We start from the raw sequence: 17,897 nt of genomic DNA, 5'->3' as shown, positions 1-17,897 counted from the left end.
TCCGTCGCGGCGTCTCACCCCCGTACAGGGGGAAAAGGGCAAAACAGTGTCTGATCAGAAAAGTCCCGGCGCGAGGGGCCTCCGGTTTTATCTTGCCCCCTGCCTTTGCCCTTGCCCTCTGGTTCTCCCTCCGCCTATTGGCACCGGCTTTTCCAGTCTTTCCCCCTCGCCTCTGATTTTTACAGAAAGCCCCCCGATGTAGGATCTGTCCTACACCGGGGGGCCTTTTGCTGTATTTGTTTGACCGGGTAAGAGGGGCAGCTACGGCTGCCTATCCCCGTCTGTGGCGGCCCCTCCTCCCTGCCGCTGCAGCAGGGAGAGCCCCTTGACCAAGGGGGTGTAGAGCGGCAGGGTGGTGAGGAAGTTGCCGGCGCAGTGGGCGATGTCAAAGGGGATGCCCGAGACCCAGTTGGCCAGAGCTGCCCCCGGGCCAAAGGCCAGGTAGGGCAGGGCGCAGAGGGCCCCAAAGCAGAGGCCGTACCCCCCTGCCGCCACCGCCCGCACCACCCCGGAGGAGGTTCGCCGCAGCGCCAGGGAGAGGAGCACCCAGATGGGCCAGACGTAGAGGTACATCACCCACCAGAGGCCAAAGCCGTAGAGGATCCCCTCCAACAGGTCAAAGACCAGCACCGCCCCCAGCACCTGCCGCAGGGGAAAGACCGCCGTGTAGCAGAGGAGCAGCAGGGTCACCAGCTCGATGTTGGGAAGAAAGGAGAGGCTGATCTGCGCCAGCAGCAGGATGGCCGCCAGCAGGGCGGTCACCACCAGGGGCCGAGGAGAGAGGCGGGGGGCCGGGCGCATCAGTAGCCGGTGGTGAGGGTCAGCTCAAACCGGTCGCCGTCGGCGATGGGGGTGGTGTCCACCCCGGTGCTCACCGGCTCGCCGCCCTTGGTCAGGCACCACCACTGCTGCTTGGCGCTGTCGGCACAGACGCCGCCCGCCTCGGTGATGTAGAGGCCGTAGGGGCCGTCCTCCCCCTTCACCAGCCCAGCGTCCAGCAGGGCCTGGCCCAGGTACTCGGCGTCGGTGTGCAGGGTGTGCTCGTCGCTTTTCTCCCCGGCGGCCACCGTCACCACCACCGCTTTGGCCCCAGCCTGGGTGCCTGGGCGCAGGGCCAGGTAGACCCCGGCCAGGGCCCCTACGGCCACCAGCAGCGCCAGCACCGCCAGAAGGATCTTGGTGTTTTTCTTCATCGGTCGTCACATCCCTTGTCTCGTTAAAAAAGGACTGGCAGAGCAGCCCCTTTTTCTTTGTTCAGATTATACCACGGCGCCAAACAAATGGCAAAGATCCCCTGCCTGATGGACAGAAGGGGATTTTGGCGGCCGCCCTTTTGGGAGCGGCCCGTCCAGGCCTAGTCCTCCTCGGTGGGGAGACCGGTGCCCTCCAGGGCGGCGGCGTCCAGCTGGCGCAGCAGGGCCTCCCGCTCGGCGCCCTGGGCGGCGCGGAGGATGGCCCGGCGCGCCCGGCCGCTCTCCTGGCAGAGGGCGGCGTACTCCGGCCCAAACTGGTGGGAGAGGCGCTTTTTCACCTCCCTGGCGAGGCCGGGGTTTTTCCCCCCGGTGGAGACCGCCAGTTGAAATGCCCCCCGCTTTATCACTGCGGGGAAGATGGTGTCCGACTGCTCCGCATCGTCGCAGAGGCAGCAGAGGACCCCCCGCTCCCGGCAGAGGGCACCGATGCGGGCGTTGACCTCCCGCCGGTCGGTGCAGGCCACCGCCAGAAAGATCCCCTCCAAGTCGGCGGGGGCGAACACCCCTTGCCGCCAGGTGACCGCCCCTTCCGCGGCCAGTTGGGCCAGTCGGTCGCAGAGCACCGGGGCCACCACCTGCAGGGCTGCCCCGGCGGAGAGGAGGGCATCGGCCTTTCGCCGGGCCACCCGGCCGCCCCCCACCAGCAGCACCGGTCGGTCGGTGAGCTGGATCATCAGCGGGTAATAGGACATGGAAATCTCCTCCTCACAGGCTCAGGTCCGGCCGTCTTCGACGATGAGCCGGGCCATCTCCTCGGCGGTGCAGCGCCCGCTCTCCAGCGCCGGCTCCAGCCCGTGGGCGCGCAGGCAGCCGCTGGTCACCGGGCCGATGCTGACGATTTTGGTGCCCGCCAGGCAGGCAGCCGGGTCGGGGCCGAGGGCGCGCAGGGTGCTCTCCACCGCCGAGGGGCTGGTGAAGGTCAGGTAATCGGCCTCTCCGCCCCGCAGGGTCGCCAGGGCGCCCCCCAGGTCGCGGGCCTCCTCCACCGTCTCGTAGAGGACCACCTGGTCGGTGGGACAGCGGGTGGGAAGCAGTTCCCCCAGCTTTCCCCGCACCGCTTTGGCCCGGGGGTAGAGGACCCGGTCGCCCGGCCCCAGCCGGTCCCCAAGCACCTCCCACAGCCCGGCGGAGGTGTGGCGGGGCGGGGTCAGGTCGGCCGTCAACCCCTCCCGGGCCAGGGCGGCGGCGGTGGCGGGGCCCACGGCGCAGAGGCAGGGCCCCGCCAGGGCGCGCAGGTCTCTGCCCGAGCGGCGGAGCTCCTCCAGGAAGATGCGCACCGCGTTCTGGCTGGTGAAGATCAGGTAGCTGTACTCCCCCAGCCGGGCAAAGGCCTGCTGCAGGTCCTCCCCCGGACAGGGGCGGATGCGGATGGCGTCCAGCCGCTCCACCCGTGCGCCCGCCTCCTCCAGGGCGGCGGAGAGGTCAAAGCCGTGGGATTTTTGCCGGGTTGTCACCACCGTGCGCCCAAAGAGGGGGCGCTCCTCAAAGCAGTCCAACACCCCGCCCAGCGAGGCCACCTGCCCCACCACGGTGATGGCCGGCGGGGGCAGCTCGGCCGCCCGCACCGCCGCCGCCAGCTTTCCCAGAGGGGCGCGGACGGTCCGCTGCAAGGGGGTGGTGGCCCGGCTCACCACCGCCGCCGGGGTGTCGGGGGACAGGCCGTTTTCCAGCAGCTTCCGGCAGGTGTTTTCCAGCCGGGAGAGCCCCATCAAAAAGACCAGGGTCCCTTCCTGCCGGGCCGCCGCGGCCCAGTCCACCGGGTCCTCCCCGGTGCGGCTGGCGGCGGTGTAGACGTGAAAGGAGGTGGCGAGCCCCCGGTGGGTGATGGGGATGCCCGCGCAGCAGAGCCCCGCCACCGCCGAGGTCACCCCCGGCACCACCTCAAAGGGCACCCCCGCCCCCTTCAGGTAGAGGGCCTCCTCCCCCCCGCGGCCAAAGACGTAGGGGTCGCCCCCCTTGAGGCGGACCACCCGCTTGCCCTCCTTTGCCTTCTGCGCCAGAAGGGCGTTGAGTGCCTCCTGGGGGAGGGCGTGGTTGCCCGCTTCCTTCCCGGCGTAGACCTGCTCGCAGCCGGCGGGGGTCAGGGACAGCAGCCGGGGGCTCGCCAGGTGGTCGTAGACCACGCAGTCGCACCGGCGCAGCCGGTCGGCGGCCCGCAGGGTCAAAAGACCGGGGTCCCCTGGCCCCGCCCCGACGATGGAGACAAGCCCGCTCATCGGTCTGTCTCCCGCAGGCGCCGGGCCAGTTGGGCTTTTAGCTGTTCGCCCAGACGGCGGCCCAGGGCGGCCTCCTCCCCGGCGGGGGCGCTCTCCCGCCCCTCGACCCAGAGGGGGCCGTCTTCGGTCCCCAGCATCCCCAGCAGGGTGGAGCGGCCCTCCTCCACCCGGCAGTAGGCCCCCACTGGCAGGTGACAGCTTCCCCCCGCGGCGGCGAGAAAGGCCCGTTCTGCCGCTGCTTGACGGGTGGCCAGGGGGTCTTCCAGGGGGGCCAGGGCGGCCTTTACCGCTCGGTCGTCGGCGCGAATCTGCAGCCCCAGGGCCCCCTGGCCGCAGGCGGGGATCATCTCGTCGGGGGAGAAGGGGTGGCAGATGTGCCCCTCCCACCCCAGCCGCTTCAGGCCGGAGACCGCCAGGATGGTGCCGTCCAGCCCATCTCTTTCGATGCGGTCGAGGCGGGTGTCCACATTGCCGCGGATGGGGCGGATCTCCAAGTCGGGGCGGAGGGCCAGCAGCTGGCAGATGCGCCGCTTGCTGCCGCAGCCGATTTTGGCCCCCATAGGCAGCTCCTCCAGCGAGGCGATGCCGGGGCGGGTCACCAGTGCGTCCCGCGGGTCCTCCCGGGCGGGGACGCAGGCCAGGTCCAACCCCTCCTCCATGGCGGAGGGCATGTCTTTGAGGCTGTGCACCGCCAAGTCGATTTCGCCGCTGCGCAGGGCGGCGACAATGGCCCGGGTGAAGATGCCCTGGCCGCCGATTTGGTCCAGGGGCAGGTCCTGAATGCGGTCGCCCTTGGTGGTGATGGTCTTGATCTCCACCTCCACCGCCGGATTCTGGCGGCGAAGGGCGTCCGCCACCCACTGGGTTTGGATGAGGGCCAGCCGGCTGGCCCGGGTGCCGATCACGAGTTTCACAGGGGAAGCCTCCTTCTTGTGGGGTTTGTGCGGGGTGCGCCGGGATGCCGCGCCAAAGCGCAGCGCTTTTCTCTATTGTAAGCCCGGCAATGGGGCAAAGACAAGGGCCAAACGGCCTGTCGCCGCCTGGCCCTTGTGGATCGCGCAAATATCTGTCTAAAAGCGCCCTTTACAGGGTGCAAGGTACATGCCATTTCGTGGCAGGGATGACCCTTTTCTGGCGGGTGGCCCCGCGGTCTGGGCCTGCCGGAGAGGCTCCCTCCCCCTTTGACGGGGTGTGGAAGGGCAAACACCTCGTCCTGCCTGAGCCAAACACTTGCCGATGCGGCAGGTCTGTTCGGCACTGTACTGGATGTGCCGGGAAAAGCATCCCTTCCAGCCAGCGCAGGGAGGAAGCGGCTTGCTCCCCTCAGCCGGGCGCTCCTACATCCGACGTCCCACCCAGCAGCGGGGCTGCTCTCCGGTTTTGCCTTAGCAAAACCGTGAGCGGAGCGGACGGAGGAGAACTGCCAAACAGCGCATACCCAGCGTGCCGGGAAAAGCATCCCTTCCAGCCGGCGCAGGGGGGAGCGGCTTGCTCCCCTCGGCCGGGCGCTCCTGCATCCGACAGCCTACCCAGCAGCGGGGCTGCAAAGCGGTTTTGCTTATGCAAAACTGCGCACATTGTGCGCAGAGCTTTGCTGCCAAACAGCAATAAAGGCGCACCGCGCCTTTATTGCTGGGGGCCGGCCACCGGATGCTCGCCGATGGGAATGACGTTGATTTGACCCCGCATCTCGCTCTCGGCCCACATGATCCGCTGGGCGACCTTGGCCTCGGGGTTGAGCTCCACCCCGTCGAGGATCATCTCCTTGAACTTCTCGTACCCGGCCATGTCGATCAGGTGGCCGCCGTGCATGTAGACGGGCTTGTAGTCCAGCACCCAGGCGGAGAATTTCTGCCAGTTGCCCAGCACCCCCAGCACCACCTCTTCGGTGGCGAAGTTGATGAAGGTCTTGCCCAGGCGGGGGGTGTGCTTGCCGGTCCGGCCGCCGATGGTGATGCGGAAGAACTTCTTGGGCTGGCGCACCCAGGCCCCGGCCGGGCAGACCACGGCGCACTCGCCGCAGCCCAGGCAGCAGCAGGCGTCCTTGGCGACCTTTTTGTCCTCGGTCATGCTCAACACACCGGTGGCGTGCTTTTTGCAGGCGTCCACGCACTGGCCGCAGCCGATGCAGCGGTCGTAGACGTAGTCCATCTTGGCCTGGCCGATGATGCCGAAGTCGTTGCACTGGCCCTTGCCGCAGTCGTTGGGGCAGCCGGACATCCCGATTTTGATGTGGTAGTGGCTGGGGAAGATGAGGGGCTCGATCTTCTTGGCCAGCTCCTGGGTGTTGTAGTTGGCGAGAATGCAGTGGCGGTTGCCGATGCAGGCCATGATGTTGCGGGCGCCGATGGTGGGGTAGCCGTTCTCCGACTCCTCCATCTCCACCCCGCACATCTCATTTTCCACCTGGGAGATGTAGTCTTTGATGTAGGCGTTGACCGCCGGGATGTTTTCGTACTTGACGCCGGGGACGTTCAGGGTGTGGCGCATCCCCACGTGAAAGAGGCCGTTGCCCCAGGTGTTGGCGATGTAGATCACCCGCTCCAGGTGCTTGGCTTCGATCAGGGAGCCGGGCACCCGCAGCTGCAGCATGAATTCACCGGGCACCTTGGACTGCCGCCAGCAGTTTTTTTGCAGTTGTTTGATGTTGATATCGCAGTTCATCCTCAATGCCTCCCCTTAGTCCAGCAGGTTTTTGGCCACAGTGTACGGGAATACCGGCCCTTCCAGGCAGACGTAGGTCTCGTCGATGCGGCAGTGGCCGCACTTGCCCACCGCGCAGGACATCTTGCGCTCGAACGAGACCCAGATCTTCTCCTCCGGCACCCCGCATTTCACCGCTTCCAGGGCGGCGAAGTGCATCATCACCGGGGGCCCGACGATGATCACGGCGTAGTTGCCCCCAAAGGTGTCAAAGGGGATCTCGGGGATGAACTTGGTCACCAGCCCGGTGTTCCAGCCCTCGATCTGGTCATTGTCCAGGGTGTAGTGGGTGGAAAAGCGCTCCTTCCAGCGGGCGAGGTCGGGCTTGAAGAGGATGCCGGCCTCGTTTTTGAACCCGGCGATCAGGTGGACGCTCTCGGCCATCTCCGGCTCGTCGTAGAGCTTGTTCAGCCAGCTCTTCACCGGCGCCAGCCCGGTGCCGCCGGTCACAAACACCAGGTGTTTGCCCCGCAGCTCCTCCACCGGCCAGCCCTTGCCGTAGGGCCCGCGCAGGAACAGCTCGTCGCCGGGGCGCATGGAGAACAGCTCGTCGGTCACCTTGCCCACGGCGCGGATGGTGAATTCCAGCCAGCCCTCGCCAAAGGAGCTCACCGAGATGGGGCACTCGCCCACCCGGGGGACCGAGAGCTGAAAGAACTGCCCGTGCTCGGGGACAAAGTCGGCCTCGATGCGGAAGGTGTACTCCATCTCCGTCTCGTGGTTGATATGTAAAATGCGGTGTGCTTTGGGCATCACGGGATTTGTCATAGGGTCGTCCTCCTCACTCTATTTCGACGCTTCGGCCGCGATCTCCTCCAGGGCGGCGCTCATCTTGTTGATGATGGCCGGGAAGGAGATGAACTTGGGGCACCGGGCGCTGCACCGGCCGCAGCCGACGCACATGTGGTAGTCCCCAAAGCGGGCCTTGTAATCGTGCACCTTGTGGAGGGCCCGGTAGCGGATGCGGTCGGCCGGGGTGGTGCGGAACCCGTGCCCGCCGGCCATGGCGTCGAATCCGGCGATCTGGCAGGAGTCGTGCACCCGGCGGCGCTCGCCGGCCATGGCGTTCTCGCTGTAGATCTTGTCCCGGGTGGTAAAGCAGGTGCAGGTGCTGCAGGCCAGGGTGCAGCTGCCGCAGCTGACACAGCGGTCGTTGTACTCCTGCCACATGGGGTGCTTTTTCAGCTTGGCCAGGGTCTCCTTGTCGGCGATCTCGGGGATCTTGACGTCAAACTGGTTTTTCTCGATGAACTGCAACTGCCAATCGACCTCTTCACAGCCGGCGAAATGGGGGGCCAGCTCCTCGTCCTTCACCGACCAGAGGATCCCCTCCTCGGTGTGGCGGACGGCGGCGCTGTACTCCTCTGCCCTGTTGGCGCCCATGGAGCAGCAAAAACAGGTGTCCCAGCCCTCGGTGCACTCCATCAGCACGAAGCGGGTCTTCTCCCGCATCCGCTGGTAGTAGCTGTCGCAGAAGCCGCCATTGTCCAGGTAGATGCGGTCCTGGTGCTCAAAGGCGTTGATGTCGCAGGGCCGCAGGAAGATGAGGATCTTCTTTTTTGGGGCCCCGCTCTCCCGGTACTCATCCTCGGTGAAGTAGAAGATGGGCTCGGTCACCGGGGTGAGCACCTCTTTGGCGGAGAAGTCGGACTTCTTGTCCCAGACGATCTCCTCTGCCGTGTGAATCTCGTCATAGCGCACGATGTCGGTGTCCGAGTAGCGCCCCTGCTTGGCAAACCGCTTGGGGGCATAGATTTTGTACTCTGCCGCCAGCCGGTCGAAGAGGGCGTCGGTCTCTCGGTGATTTAAGCTGTATCCCATTGCTGTACCGCCTTTCCTGTGAACCGCCCGGCGCACCGGAAGGGGCCGGTGCGCCGGGCGCTGCTCGAGGTTTTCTATGGGTTTTAGTATAGCATATTCGGGACAGGCCGGCCACCATTCGCCCCGGCCCGCTCCATTGGAAAAAAGAATGGTTAGCCGAGCAAGGGCTGATGATTCGACAAAAGGCAAAGAAAATCCCCCTCTTTTTCCCCGATATTTGAGAAAAAGAGAGGGAAGGGGCGAGATTCAGCGGTCGCTATCCTTTCTTGCCAGCAAAAAGGGGTGGCGCTCCCCCGCGCCCCAGAGCACCTCTTCGCTCCGAAGCACCGAGAAGCCCATCTCCTCCAGCAGTTCCCGGTAGGTGGCGGCGGCGAAGTTGCTCCAGTACATGGTGGTGCCGAAGAAGTCGGGCTCGGTGTAGGAGGGCTCGTCCTCCCGGGCGGCGGAGAAGAGAAAGTAGCCGCCCGGGGCCAGCAGCTCCTTCACCTTGCGCAGAAAGGCGGGGTGGAGGTCCCGCCGGGTGTGAAAGAGGGTGTAAAAACAGGTGATCGCCGCAAAGGGTCCCTCGATGGCCAGCTCCAGAAAGTCGCCGCAGAGGAGTCGAGCCTCCGGCACCTGCCTGCGGGCGATGGCCAGTTGGGCGGGGGAGAGGTCGACCCCCACCACCTCCCGGCAGCGTTGGCAGAGGGCGCGGGTCACCGGCACCCCGCCCCCGCAACCGATGTCCAGGGCCCGGTCCTCGGGGGCCAGAAGGGGCAGCAGCCAGTCCAGCGCCGGCTCCCGGTCCCCGCTGCGGGCGGCGCAGTAGTCGGCGGCGCAGTTGTCATAGCCCTGGCGCACCAGGGCCAGGTAGTCGGTCTGTCGGTCGTCCACAGGGGTGACGGGCATCTCGGTTTCCTCCTTAAAATAAGTCGGGATGGGTGTCAAAAGAAGAGTTTGCTCTCCCCTTTGCCCCGCCTTCCGATGGCGGCGGCGCAGCGGGCGGACTCCCGCAAGATCTCCTCCACGTCGAAAGTGAGGCGGCCGTCCTCCTTGACAAAGCGGCCGCCGACCAGGGTGTGGCGGATGGCCCGCGCCGGGTCAGCGCTGTATAGGATGGCGGCCAGGGGATCGTAGAGGGGGGCGGTGGCGGGGTCGTCCAGCGACCAGACGTTCAGGTCGGCGGCCCAGCCCTCCTTTAACCGGCCGCTGTGAAAGCCCAGGGCCTGGTGCCCGGCAAAGAGGAGCCGCCAGATGTCTTTCAGGGCGAAGTCCTCGGCCTGGTCCCGCCACTTGCCCAGCAGGGCGAAGAGACGGGCCTGTTCCAGCGGATTGACGGTGGCCGAACTGGCCGCCCCGTCGGTGCCGGTGGCCAGGCGGAGGTTTTTCCAGTGCCGCCAGAGCCCGCCCTCGCCCATCCCCAGCTTGAGATAGGTCTTGGGGCAGGCGGCGACAAAGGTGTCCTCCCCCAGCAGGGGGAGGTCGCCCTCCTCGATGTAGAGGGCGTGGGCGACGATACAGGGCAGGGTGAAGCCCCCGCAGTCGGCCACCACCGCAAAGGGGGTGCGGCCGTACTTTTCCCGGCTCTCGGCCACCTGGGCGGCGGTCTCGGAGACGTGCAGGTGGATGCCCACCCCCCGGGCCCGGGCCCGCTCGACGAGGGCGGTGAGCACCTCCGGGGTGCACATGTAGGGGGAGTGGGGGCCGAAGCGCACCTGCACCAGGGGATCGCCGGCGCAGGCGTCCATCAGGTCCTCGGTGGCCTGTATCTCGGCGGCGGCGTCCCCCCCAAAGCCGAAGGCGGTGTAGGCGATGTCCGCCCGCAGCCCGCACTCCCGGGCGGCCTGGGCGATCATCGCCCCGCCGAAGTAGTGGTCGGCAAAGGCGGTGACCCCGTTCTGGGCCATCTCGGCGATGGCCAGCTTGGAGCCCCAGTAGATGTCCTCGTCGGTGATCTTGGACTCGTAGGGCCAGAGCTCCCGGTTGAACCAGTCGTCGATGTTCACGTCCTCGGCGATCCCCTTGAAGATGTTCATGGGGGTGTGGGCGTGGAGGTTGCAGAGCCCGGGGGTCAAAAACTGCCCGGTGCAGTCGATCACCCGGGCCCCTTCGACCGGCAGGTGGGGGCCGATGCGGGCGATGAGTCCCCCCTCCACCAGCAAGTCGGTGTGGGGGGAGAGGCGCCCTTGTTCGTCGATGAGGGTGGCGTTTTGAAAGAGGGTGGACATGGCGGGTCTTTCCTTTCTTGTGGGGCCGCGGCGGCGGTCAGTTGAATCCGTTTTCGGAGATGGAGGAGAAGAGCCGCCCCACCGCCTGGCGCAGCAGGGGCCAGCGGCGGAGGGTGGCGTCCTCGTCCAGCAGTTGGCGGGCCACGGCCGAGGTCTCGGCCAGGGTGGTGCGGTCGGTGAGCAGGTCGGCGATCTTGAGCTGGGGCAGGCCGTGCTGGGCCGCCCCGAAAAAGTCGCCGGGGCCCCGCATCTCCAGATCCAGGTTGGCCAGGGCGAAGCCGTCGGAGCTCTCGCACATGGCCTGCAGCCGCTTGCGGGCCCCCTCCCCCCCGCTCTTGGAGAGGAGGATACAGTAGCTCTGGCAGTCCGAGCGCCCCACCCGGCCCCGCAGCTGGTGCAGGGCCGAGAGGCCGAACCGGTCGGCGTTGTGGATCATCATCAGGTTGGCATTGGGCACGTCCACCCCCACCTCCACCACCGTGGTGGAGCAGAGGGCGTCCAGCTCTCCGGCCGAGAAGGCGGCCATCACCGCCTCCTTCTCCCGGGCCTTCATCTTCCCGTGCAGCAGGCCGATGCGGCGGTGGGGGAGGTAGGCGGCCATCTGGTCGCGCACCGCGCTCACGCTCTCCAGTTCGCTCTCCCCCTCCTCGATGAGGGGGCAGACCACGTAGACCTGGTGGCCGGCGGCGATCTGCTTCTCGGCGAAGTTCAGGGCCCGCTGGTAGCGGCCGTAGCCCACGGCAAAGGTCTCGATCTCCCGCCGCCCGGCGGGCTTTTCGTCCAGCACCGAGATGTCCAGGTCGCCGTAGATGATCAGCGCCAGGGTGCGGGGGATGGGGGTGGCGCTCATCACCAGCACGTGGGGGGCGCGGCCCTTGTCCCCCAAGGCGCCCCGCTGGTTGACCCCAAAGCGGTGCTGCTCGTCGGTGATGACCAGCCCCAGCTCGGCAAAGGAGACCGCCTCCCCCAGCAGGGCGTGGGTGCCCACCACCAAGTCGGTGCTGCCGTCTTGCAGCCCGGCCAGCACCGCCCGCTTCTCGGCGGCCTTCATCGACCCGGTGAGGAGGGCGACGGTCAGCCCCAGGGGGCGAAGTAGCTCCTCCAGGGTGCGGTGGTGCTGGGCGGCGAGGATCTCGGTGGGGGCCATCAGGGCACTCTGCACCCCGGCCTGGGCGGCCCGGTAGACGGCGGCGGCGGCCACCACCGTCTTGCCTGAGCCCACGTCACCCTGCAGCAGCCGGTTCATGGGCACCGCCCCCGCCATGTCCCCCCCGATCTCGCCGATGCAGCGCAGCTGCGCCCCGGTGAGGGAGTAGGGGAGGGCCTGCAAAAAGGGCCCCAGGTCGGCGGCGGGGATCTGCAAGTCGGTGTGCTCCCGCCCCTTTTTTTTGAGGCTGCCCAGCCCCAACTGCAACACCAGCAGCTCCTCGAAAATCAGCCGGCGGCGGGCGGTCTGGGCGGCCTGGGCGGTCTCGGGGCGGTGGATGTTCTTCACCGCGTACCCCGCCCGGCAGAGCTGGTATTCGGCCTGCACCGGGGCGGGCAGGGGGTCGGGGATCTCCTCCCCGTAGGCCGCGAGGGCGTTTTCCACCGCCGTGGCCACCGCCTTGGAGGTCAGCCCCTTGGTCAGGGGGTAGACCGGCAGCAGGTCCCGCCGCTCCCCCTCGGGCAAAAAGAGGGGGGAGTTGATCTCCCGCTGGGTCAGGGTGCCGCCGAATTTGCCGTAGAAGAGGTAGTCCTGCCCCTCCTTGAGGGACTCGTAGGGGAAGCGGTTTTGCCAGAAGACGACGGCAAAGTCCTGGGTGAAGTCGGTGGCCAGCAGCTTGTAGAGGGTCTTGCCCCCGCCCAGCCGGGCGGGGGGGAGTTTGCGCACCACCCGCCCCAGCACCGCGCAGGGGGCGTCAAAGGGCGCTTGTGAGAGGGGGAGCGTCTGCTGCAGGTCGATGTAGGCCCGGGGGTAAAACTGCAGCAGGGCGCCCACCGAGTCGATGCCCAGCTTGGAAAACAGCTCGGCCCGCTTCGGCCCCACCCCTTTGACGTACTGTATGTCGATGGAAAACAGGTCCCGCTGTCCGTCCACGGCGCTTCCTCCTCTCGCGGGAAAATAAAAGGGCGGCAGGGGCGGCGGCCGGCTGCAACCGGCTGCGCCGCCACTGCCGCGCCAAGGGCCGAACAGCTCTCTATTCGGCGGAAATGATGTAGTAATAGACCGGCTGGCCGCCGTAGACCACCGCCATCTCCACCCCTTCGGGGAGGCGGGCGCGCACGGCGTTTTCGATCTGCTCGCTTTCGGCGGTGGGGACGTCCTGCCCGGTGATGAGGGTGATGAAGGAGGTGTCCTTTTTGATGAGCTGGCGCACCAGCTTGACCACCGCCTTCTGCAGGTCGCTCTCGGTGAAGGAGAGCTTGCCCCCCAACAGGGCCAGCATCTGCCCCTCTTTGATTTTGTGGCCGTCGTAGTCGGAGTTGCGGGCGGCATAGGTGATCTGCCCGGTGCCCACGTGGTCGATGGCCTTGGTCATGTTCACCGAGTTCTCCCGCACCGAGGCGGAGGGGTCAAAACTCAGCATGGCCGAGAGCCCCTGGGGGATGGTGCGGGTCTGCAGCACCACCACCCGGCGGTCGGCCAGGACCAGGGTCTGTTCGGCGGACATGATGATATTTTTGTTGTTGGGCAGCACGAACACCGTTTTGGCCGGCACCGAGTGGATGGCCTTGAGGATGTCCTCGGTGGAGGGGTTCATGGTCTGCCCCCCGCTGACCACCGCGTTGACCCCCAAATCCAAAAAGAGGGTCTTGATGCCGCTGCCGGCGGCCACTGCCACAAAGCCGTACTCGCAGTCCGGGTCCACCGGCTGGTAATCAAAGCGGTCCTCGTCTTCGTCGGCGGCAAAGGTGGGGGGGACTTCCTCCTCGGGGTTGGCCCCCTCGGCCAGCCGGGCCTTGTACTGCTCGAGCATGTTCTCGATTTTCAGGTTGGTCAGGTAGCCCCACTTGACCGCCTCGCTCAAGGCGGCGCCCGGGTCCCCGGTGTGCACGTGCACCTTGATGATGTCCTCGTCGTCCACAAAGACCACGCTGTTGCCCATGGCCTCCAAAAAGGCCCGCAGCTTCAGGGGATCCTGCCGGTCCTCGCCCCGGTTGATGATGAACTCGGTGCAGTAGAGCTCGGTCATGGACATGTCGAACTCGCCGGCCACCTCTTTGGTGCCGGCGGCCTTTTTGGCCTTTTCGGCGGGGCGGTTTTCGCCCTCCACCACCGGGCCGCCCTGCAGCACCTGCAGCATCCCCTGGAAGATGACCAGCAGCCCGCGTCCGCCGGCGTCCACCACCCCGGCCTTTTTCAGCACCGGCAGCAGTTCGGGGGTCTCGGCCAGGGTCTCCTCGGCCACCTGGCAGACCAGCGCCCACAGATCGGCGGCGCTCTCGGCGTGGGGGGCGTACTCCACCGCCCGCTCGGCCGACACCCGGGCCACCGTGAGGATGGTGCCCTCTGTGGGCTTCATCACCGCCTTGTAGGCCCCGGCCACCCCCTCTTGCAGGGCGCGGGCCAGGTCGGCGGGGGAGGCGGTCTCCAGCCCCTTGAGTCCCTTGGAAAAGCCGCGGAAGATCAGGGACAGGATGACCCCCGAATTGCCCCGAGCCCCCCGCAGCAGGGCCGAGGCGGCGGTCTTGGCGGCCTCGGCCACGGTGCAGCTGTCCGGCAGCACGGCCAGCTCTTTGGCCCCGTTGCCGATGGTCATGGACATGTTGGTGCCGGTGTCCCCGTCGGGCACCGGAAAGACGTTTAACTCATCCACCGCCAACCGCTGGTTTTGAATGTTGTTGGCGCCGGAGATGATGCTGTCGCGCAGCAGTTGTCCTGTTATCATCCAAATACTCCCCTTTATTCGGCCGTCATGTCGTCAACAAAGACGTTGATCTTTGCCACCTGCAGACCCACGGCCTGGGAGACGGCGTACCGGACTTTGTTCATGATGCTTTTCACAATGGCGGAAACGTTGATTCCGTAGAGGACCTTGATGTGAATGTCCACGACCAGCTTGTCGCCGATCGCCTTGATCTTGACCCCCTGCGCGGGAGTGGAGCGGCCGGACACCCGGCGCAACATCCCCTGCATCGGGGTCGAGGCGGAGATCCCCACCACGCCGTAGCAGCTAGAGACCACGTTGCCGATGAGACCGGCAAAGTATTCGGTGGTGATCGTTGTCGTGCCCAGGTGGTTTTCTAATTTCAACAAACCAAGTCACTCCCTTTTCCATTCGTCTGGCGGGGCGGGGGAGCGCTGCCCCCGCGCCCGCCTGAAAGCAATCAAAACAGGCACCTCTCGCCCGGCGCCCAGCGGGGGCGGGGAGAAATGCGGAAAAATGGTACCTCTATTATAGAGAATAAATGCCGTTTTGTAAACTGGGGGGCGGCCGGGGTGTCCGCCCCCCTATCAGTTTATGCCAAAATGGGGCCCCTTATCGCCCGGGGCGGTACAAAAAGACAGCCAGCGCCCGCGAGCGGCGCTGGCTGACGGCGGGGCGTCGGACCGCCCCACCCGACCTGGAACCCCGATTCAGCGGGGCTCTACAATGAGCTTGATACCGGTCTTTTCTTCCCCGTCAATGGCGATGGTGGTAAAGGCGGGGATACAGATCAGGTTGACCCCCGACGGCGCCATGTAGCCCCGGGCAACGGCCACCGCCTTGAGGGCCTGGTTGATCGCGCCAGCGCCCACCGCCTGGAGTTCAGCCGCACCGCTTTCTTTGACCACTGCTGCGATTGCGCCCGCCACAGAGTTGGGCGCGGACTTGGACGACACCTTTAACACTTCCATGTAACACCCTCCTTACAAGGTGAACTCCTGATAAAGAGAGTGTAACACATTGACTATATTTTTACAATAGCAAAGGAAATATATGGTTGTTATACACAAAAAGAGGTGATATTTTTCGCTCTTTTGCCCTCCAGTTCCAAGGCGACCCCGCAGAGGGTGCAGGGGCCGGAGGCGATCTCGAACCGGTTCGGCAGGTGGGTGAGGAACCGCTCCAGAATGATTTCCTTTTTCACCCCCAGTACCGAGTCGGCAGGCCCGGTCATCCCCGCGTCGGTGATGTAGGCGGTGCCGCCGGGCAGGATCTGGGCGTCGGCGGTCTGCACGTGGGTGTGGGTGCCCAGCACGGCGGCCACCCGCCCGTCCAGGTAAAACCCCATGGCCCGCTTCTCGCTGGTGGCCTCGGCGTGAAAGTCCACCACCACCGTCTCGCAGGGCGGGTCTTTGAGAAATTCGTCCATCGTCTCAAAGGGGCTGGGGAGGCCGTCCATAAAGACCGTCCCCATCAGGGAGACCACGCAGACCTGCCCGCGGATGCTGTCAAAGAGGTACCAGCCGCAGCCCGGCGCCCGGGTGTAGTTGAGGGGGCGCACCACGTGGGGCATCTCCTCGAGGAGGGAGAGGGCCTCCCTCTTTTTAAAGAGGTGGTTGCCGGTGGTGATCACGTCGGCCCCGGCCTGCAGGAGCATCTGGGCGCTGTCGTAGCTGAGGCCGTTCCCCTCGGCCGAGTTCTCCCCGTTGCAGATGCACAGCTGGGCCCCGTACTGCCGCCGCAGGTCGGGCAGCACCCGCTGCAGGTGGCGGCAGCCGGCTGGCCCCACCACGTCCCCGATAAAGAGGATGTTCACATCTCTCCGCTCCCTTCTCAAAAGCCCGCCCGCCCCATCTCCGGGGCCGGGCGGCCGATCCTGTCTGGTATTATAGCACAAAAGCGGCGAAAAAAGCGCCCTGCGCCGGGATTTCTCCGGCGCGGGGCGCTCTGTGTACAGAAAAAGGGTGCGGCCTTACTTGGCGAAGTCGATGGCCCGGCTCTCGCGGATGATGTGCACCTTGATTTGGCCGGGGTAGTCCAGGTCGGACTCGATCTTCTTGACGATGTCGTGGGCCAGCACGGTCATCTCGTCGTCCTTGATGACCTCGGGCTTGACCATGATCCGCACCTCGCGGCCGGCCTGGATGGCAAAGGACTTCTCGACCCCGTCGAAGGAGTTGGTCAGCTCTTCCAGCCGCTGCAGCCGCTTGATGTAGTTCTCCACGTTCTCCCGGCGGGCGCCCGGGCGGGCGGCGCTGATGGCGTCGGCCGCCTTGACGATGCAGGCGAGAACGGTCTGGGCCTCCACGTCGCCGTGGTGGGCCTCGATGGCGTGGATGATCTGGGGGTTCTCCCGGTAGCGCTTGGCCACGTCCACCCCGATCTTGATGTGGGAGCCCTCGACCTCGTGGTCCAGGGCCTTGCCGATGTCGTGCAGCAGCCCGGCCCGCTTGGCCATGTCCACGTCCACCCCCAGTTCACCGGCCAGAAGGCCCGAGAGCTGGGCGACCTCCATCGAGTGGTTGAGGACGTTTTGGCCGTAGCTGGTGCGGTAGCGCAGCCGGCCCAGCAACTTGACCAGTTCGGGGTTGATGCCGTGGATACCCAGTTCCATCACGGCGCGGTGCCCCTCCTGTTTGATGGTGTTCTCCACCTCGTTTTTGGCCTTGTTCACCATCTCCTCGATGCGGGAGGGGTGGATCCGGCCGTCCTGGATCAGCCGCTCCAGGGCCACCCGTGCCACCTCCCGGCGCACCGGGTCAAAGCTCGAGAGGGTGATGGCCTCGGGGGTGTCGTCGATGATCAGGTCGACCCCGGTCAGGGTCTCCAGCGCGCGGATGTTGCGGCCCTCGCGGCCGATGATCCGCCCCTTCATCTCGTCGTTGGGCAGGGGCACCACCGAGACGGTGGCCTCCGAGGCGTGGTCGGCGGCGCAGCGGGCGATGGAGAGGCCCAGCAGGTTGCGGGTCATCTCGTCCTGCTCCTCTTTCAGGTGGGCCTCGTAGGCGTTGATCTTCAGGGCCTTCTCGTGGGTCAGTTCCTCGTCCAGCTTTTCCAGCAGCTGGGCCTTGGCCTGCTCAGCGGTCAGGCCGGAGATCTTCTCCAGGGTCTCAAACTGGCTGGCCTTGATGGCCTCGGCCTCGGCCAGGCGGTCCTCGGCGTCCTTGAGCTTCTTCTCCAGCCGGTCGCTCTTCTGCTCCACCCCGGCGATTTTTTTGTCCAGGGACTCCTCTTTTTGAATGACCCGTTTCTCCTGGCGGGAGATGTCCGCCCGGCGGTCTTTCAGTTCCCGGTCGGTTTCGGTCTTCAGTTTGAGGATCTCGTCTTTGGCTTCCAGCAGGCTCTCTTTCTTGCGGGCCTGCGCCTCTTTCACGGCGTCATTTACAATTCTGGTCGCTTCGGTCTCGGCTGCGCCGATTTTGGATTCGGCCACTTTCTTGCGGTAGGCAAAGCCGCCGGCAAAGGCGACGACTGCCAAAATCACCGCTGAAACGGCGATGATTGCAATGGTTACAGGCGTAAATGGCATAGAGAAAATCCCTCCTTTTCTTTGAATTTTTTGCTTTTCAGCATGTATTTTTTAGCAGTTAGAACAAAAAGGACACTGTTCTTATTTTATATTAGGAACAAGTTGCTGTCAAGGCGCAAAGACGGGCGCAGGGGGCGGAAGTCCCCTCCAATAGGCGTGCTTTTTTTCGCCGAAAAGCGGCCTGCCAGGCGCTCAGATGGCGATTGACAGGGGGGAAAAGCTGTGCTAGTATGAAAATAGAAAAAGCGTAGATGAGGACATGCGCGCCCACCTTCCCCCCAAAAGAGAGCGCCGCCGCCGGCTGAAAGCGGCGCGGG

16 protein-coding genes are annotated in these 17,897 nt (G+C 65.9%); all 16 read right to left on the bottom strand.

The genetic code is table 11. The features are described from left to right. Positions 1-261 precede the first annotated feature (261 nt). Positions 262-801 (bottom strand): hypothetical protein, encoded by a 540-nt coding sequence (locus tag GT748_RS10070; RefSeq protein ID WP_021660415.1) that lies wholly within the window; start codon positions 799-801, stop codon positions 262-264. Further along, positions 801-1,193 carry a DUF4430 domain-containing protein gene (locus tag GT748_RS10065; protein WP_021660416.1) on the bottom strand — a complete coding sequence of 131 codons (393 nt, stop codon included), beginning with the start codon at positions 1,191-1,193 and terminating at the stop codon, positions 801-803. The genes GT748_RS10070 and GT748_RS10065 overlap by 1 nt, the downstream gene beginning before the upstream one ends. A 161-nt stretch (positions 1,194-1,354) precedes the next feature. Next, entirely contained in the window at positions 1,355-1,945 is a 591-nt protein-coding gene (locus GT748_RS10060; RefSeq protein ID WP_021660418.1) for a precorrin-2 dehydrogenase/sirohydrochlorin ferrochelatase family protein, read from the bottom strand. A gap of 21 nt (positions 1,946-1,966) precedes the next feature. Beyond that, entirely contained in the window at positions 1,967-3,469 is a 1,503-nt protein-coding gene (cobA, locus tag GT748_RS10055; protein ID WP_021660419.1) for a uroporphyrinogen-III C-methyltransferase, read from the bottom strand. After that, entirely contained in the window at positions 3,466-4,383 is a 918-nt protein-coding gene (gene hemC, locus GT748_RS10050; protein ID WP_021660420.1) for a hydroxymethylbilane synthase, read from the bottom strand. The genes cobA and hemC overlap by 4 nt, the downstream gene beginning before the upstream one ends. Positions 4,384-5,095: 712 nt before the next feature. Next, positions 5,096-6,133, bottom strand: a complete 1,038-nt coding sequence (gene asrC / locus GT748_RS10045) for a sulfite reductase subunit C (protein ID WP_021660422.1) — start codon at positions 6,131-6,133, stop codon at positions 5,096-5,098. A 15-nt stretch (positions 6,134-6,148) separates the two neighbouring features. After that, the gene (asrB, locus tag GT748_RS10040; RefSeq protein WP_044993007.1) at positions 6,149-6,940 is read right to left on the bottom strand and encodes an anaerobic sulfite reductase subunit AsrB; all 792 of its coding nucleotides are present in this window, start codon (positions 6,938-6,940) and stop codon (positions 6,149-6,151) included. 18 nt (positions 6,941-6,958) lie between these two features. Next, positions 6,959-7,993, bottom strand: a complete 1,035-nt coding sequence (gene asrA / locus GT748_RS10035; RefSeq protein ID WP_073261112.1) for an anaerobic sulfite reductase subunit AsrA — start codon at positions 7,991-7,993, stop codon at positions 6,959-6,961. 246 nt (positions 7,994-8,239) lie between these two features. Beyond that, positions 8,240-8,881 carry a class I SAM-dependent methyltransferase gene (locus tag GT748_RS10030; RefSeq protein ID WP_044993496.1) on the bottom strand — a complete coding sequence of 214 codons (642 nt, stop codon included), beginning with the start codon at positions 8,879-8,881 and terminating at the stop codon, positions 8,240-8,242. Positions 8,882-8,916: 35 nt separating this feature from the next. Further along, on the bottom strand, positions 8,917-10,200 hold the full coding sequence (locus GT748_RS10025; protein ID WP_021661340.1) for an amidohydrolase family protein: 1,284 nt from the start codon (positions 10,198-10,200) through the stop codon (positions 8,917-8,919). 37 nt (positions 10,201-10,237) lie between these two features. After that, complete coding sequence (recG, locus tag GT748_RS10020) at positions 10,238-12,280, bottom strand: ATP-dependent DNA helicase RecG (RefSeq protein WP_368034098.1); 2,043 nt, start codon at positions 12,278-12,280, stop codon at positions 10,238-10,240. Between the two features lie 100 nt (positions 12,281-12,380). After that, the gene (locus GT748_RS10015; RefSeq protein WP_021661338.1) at positions 12,381-14,072 is read right to left on the bottom strand and encodes a DAK2 domain-containing protein; all 1,692 of its coding nucleotides are present in this window, start codon (positions 14,070-14,072) and stop codon (positions 12,381-12,383) included. A 14-nt stretch (positions 14,073-14,086) separates the two neighbouring features. Beyond that, complete coding sequence (locus GT748_RS10010) at positions 14,087-14,440, bottom strand: Asp23/Gls24 family envelope stress response protein (RefSeq protein WP_161213529.1); 354 nt, start codon at positions 14,438-14,440, stop codon at positions 14,087-14,089. Between the two features lie 321 nt (positions 14,441-14,761). After that, positions 14,762-15,022 (bottom strand): stage V sporulation protein S, encoded by a 261-nt coding sequence (locus GT748_RS10005; RefSeq protein WP_021661334.1) that lies wholly within the window; start codon positions 15,020-15,022, stop codon positions 14,762-14,764. Between the two features lie 89 nt (positions 15,023-15,111). Continuing rightward, a complete protein-coding gene (locus GT748_RS10000) occupies positions 15,112-15,867 on the bottom strand; it encodes a TIGR00282 family metallophosphoesterase (protein WP_021661333.1) in 756 nt (251 codons plus the stop codon). A gap of 156 nt (positions 15,868-16,023) precedes the next feature. Then, positions 16,024-17,580, bottom strand: a complete 1,557-nt coding sequence (gene rny, locus GT748_RS09995) for a ribonuclease Y (RefSeq protein ID WP_021661332.1) — start codon at positions 17,578-17,580, stop codon at positions 16,024-16,026. Between the last annotated feature and the right edge of the window lie 317 nt (positions 17,581-17,897).

Source organism: Bittarella massiliensis (ex Durand et al. 2017), from assembly GCF_009876955.1.
GTDB lineage: Bacteria > Bacillota > Clostridia > Oscillospirales > Ruminococcaceae > Bittarella > Bittarella massiliensis.
Note: the sequence above shows the minus strand (reverse complement) of the source record. Positions and strands in the feature narration are given on the sequence as shown.

Coding starts and splice junctions, on each gene's coding strand:
- GT748_RS10070 (WP_021660415.1), bottom strand. CDS start 801: ATGCGCCCGGCCCCCCGCCTCTCTCCTCGGCCCCTGGTGGTGACCGCC.
- GT748_RS10065 (WP_021660416.1), bottom strand. CDS start 1,193: ATGAAGAAAAACACCAAGATCCTTCTGGCGGTGCTGGCGCTGCTGGTG.
- GT748_RS10060 (WP_021660418.1), bottom strand. CDS start 1,945: ATGTCCTATTACCCGCTGATGATCCAGCTCACCGACCGACCGGTGCTG.
- cobA (WP_021660419.1), bottom strand. CDS start 3,469: ATGAGCGGGCTTGTCTCCATCGTCGGGGCGGGGCCAGGGGACCCCGGT.
- asrC (WP_021660422.1), bottom strand. CDS start 6,133: ATGAACTGCGATATCAACATCAAACAACTGCAAAAAAACTGCTGGCGG.
- asrB (WP_044993007.1), bottom strand. CDS start 6,940: ATGACAAATCCCGTGATGCCCAAAGCACACCGCATTTTACATATCAAC.
- asrA (WP_073261112.1), bottom strand. CDS start 7,993: ATGGGATACAGCTTAAATCACCGAGAGACCGACGCCCTCTTCGACCGG.
- GT748_RS10030 (WP_044993496.1), bottom strand. CDS start 8,881: ATGCCCGTCACCCCTGTGGACGACCGACAGACCGACTACCTGGCCCTG.
- GT748_RS10025 (WP_021661340.1), bottom strand. CDS start 10,200: ATGTCCACCCTCTTTCAAAACGCCACCCTCATCGACGAACAAGGGCGC.
- GT748_RS10015 (WP_021661338.1), bottom strand. CDS start 14,072: ATGATAACAGGACAACTGCTGCGCGACAGCATCATCTCCGGCGCCAAC.
- GT748_RS10005 (WP_021661334.1), bottom strand. CDS start 15,022: ATGGAAGTGTTAAAGGTGTCGTCCAAGTCCGCGCCCAACTCTGTGGCG.
- rny (WP_021661332.1), bottom strand. CDS start 17,580: ATGCCATTTACGCCTGTAACCATTGCAATCATCGCCGTTTCAGCGGTG.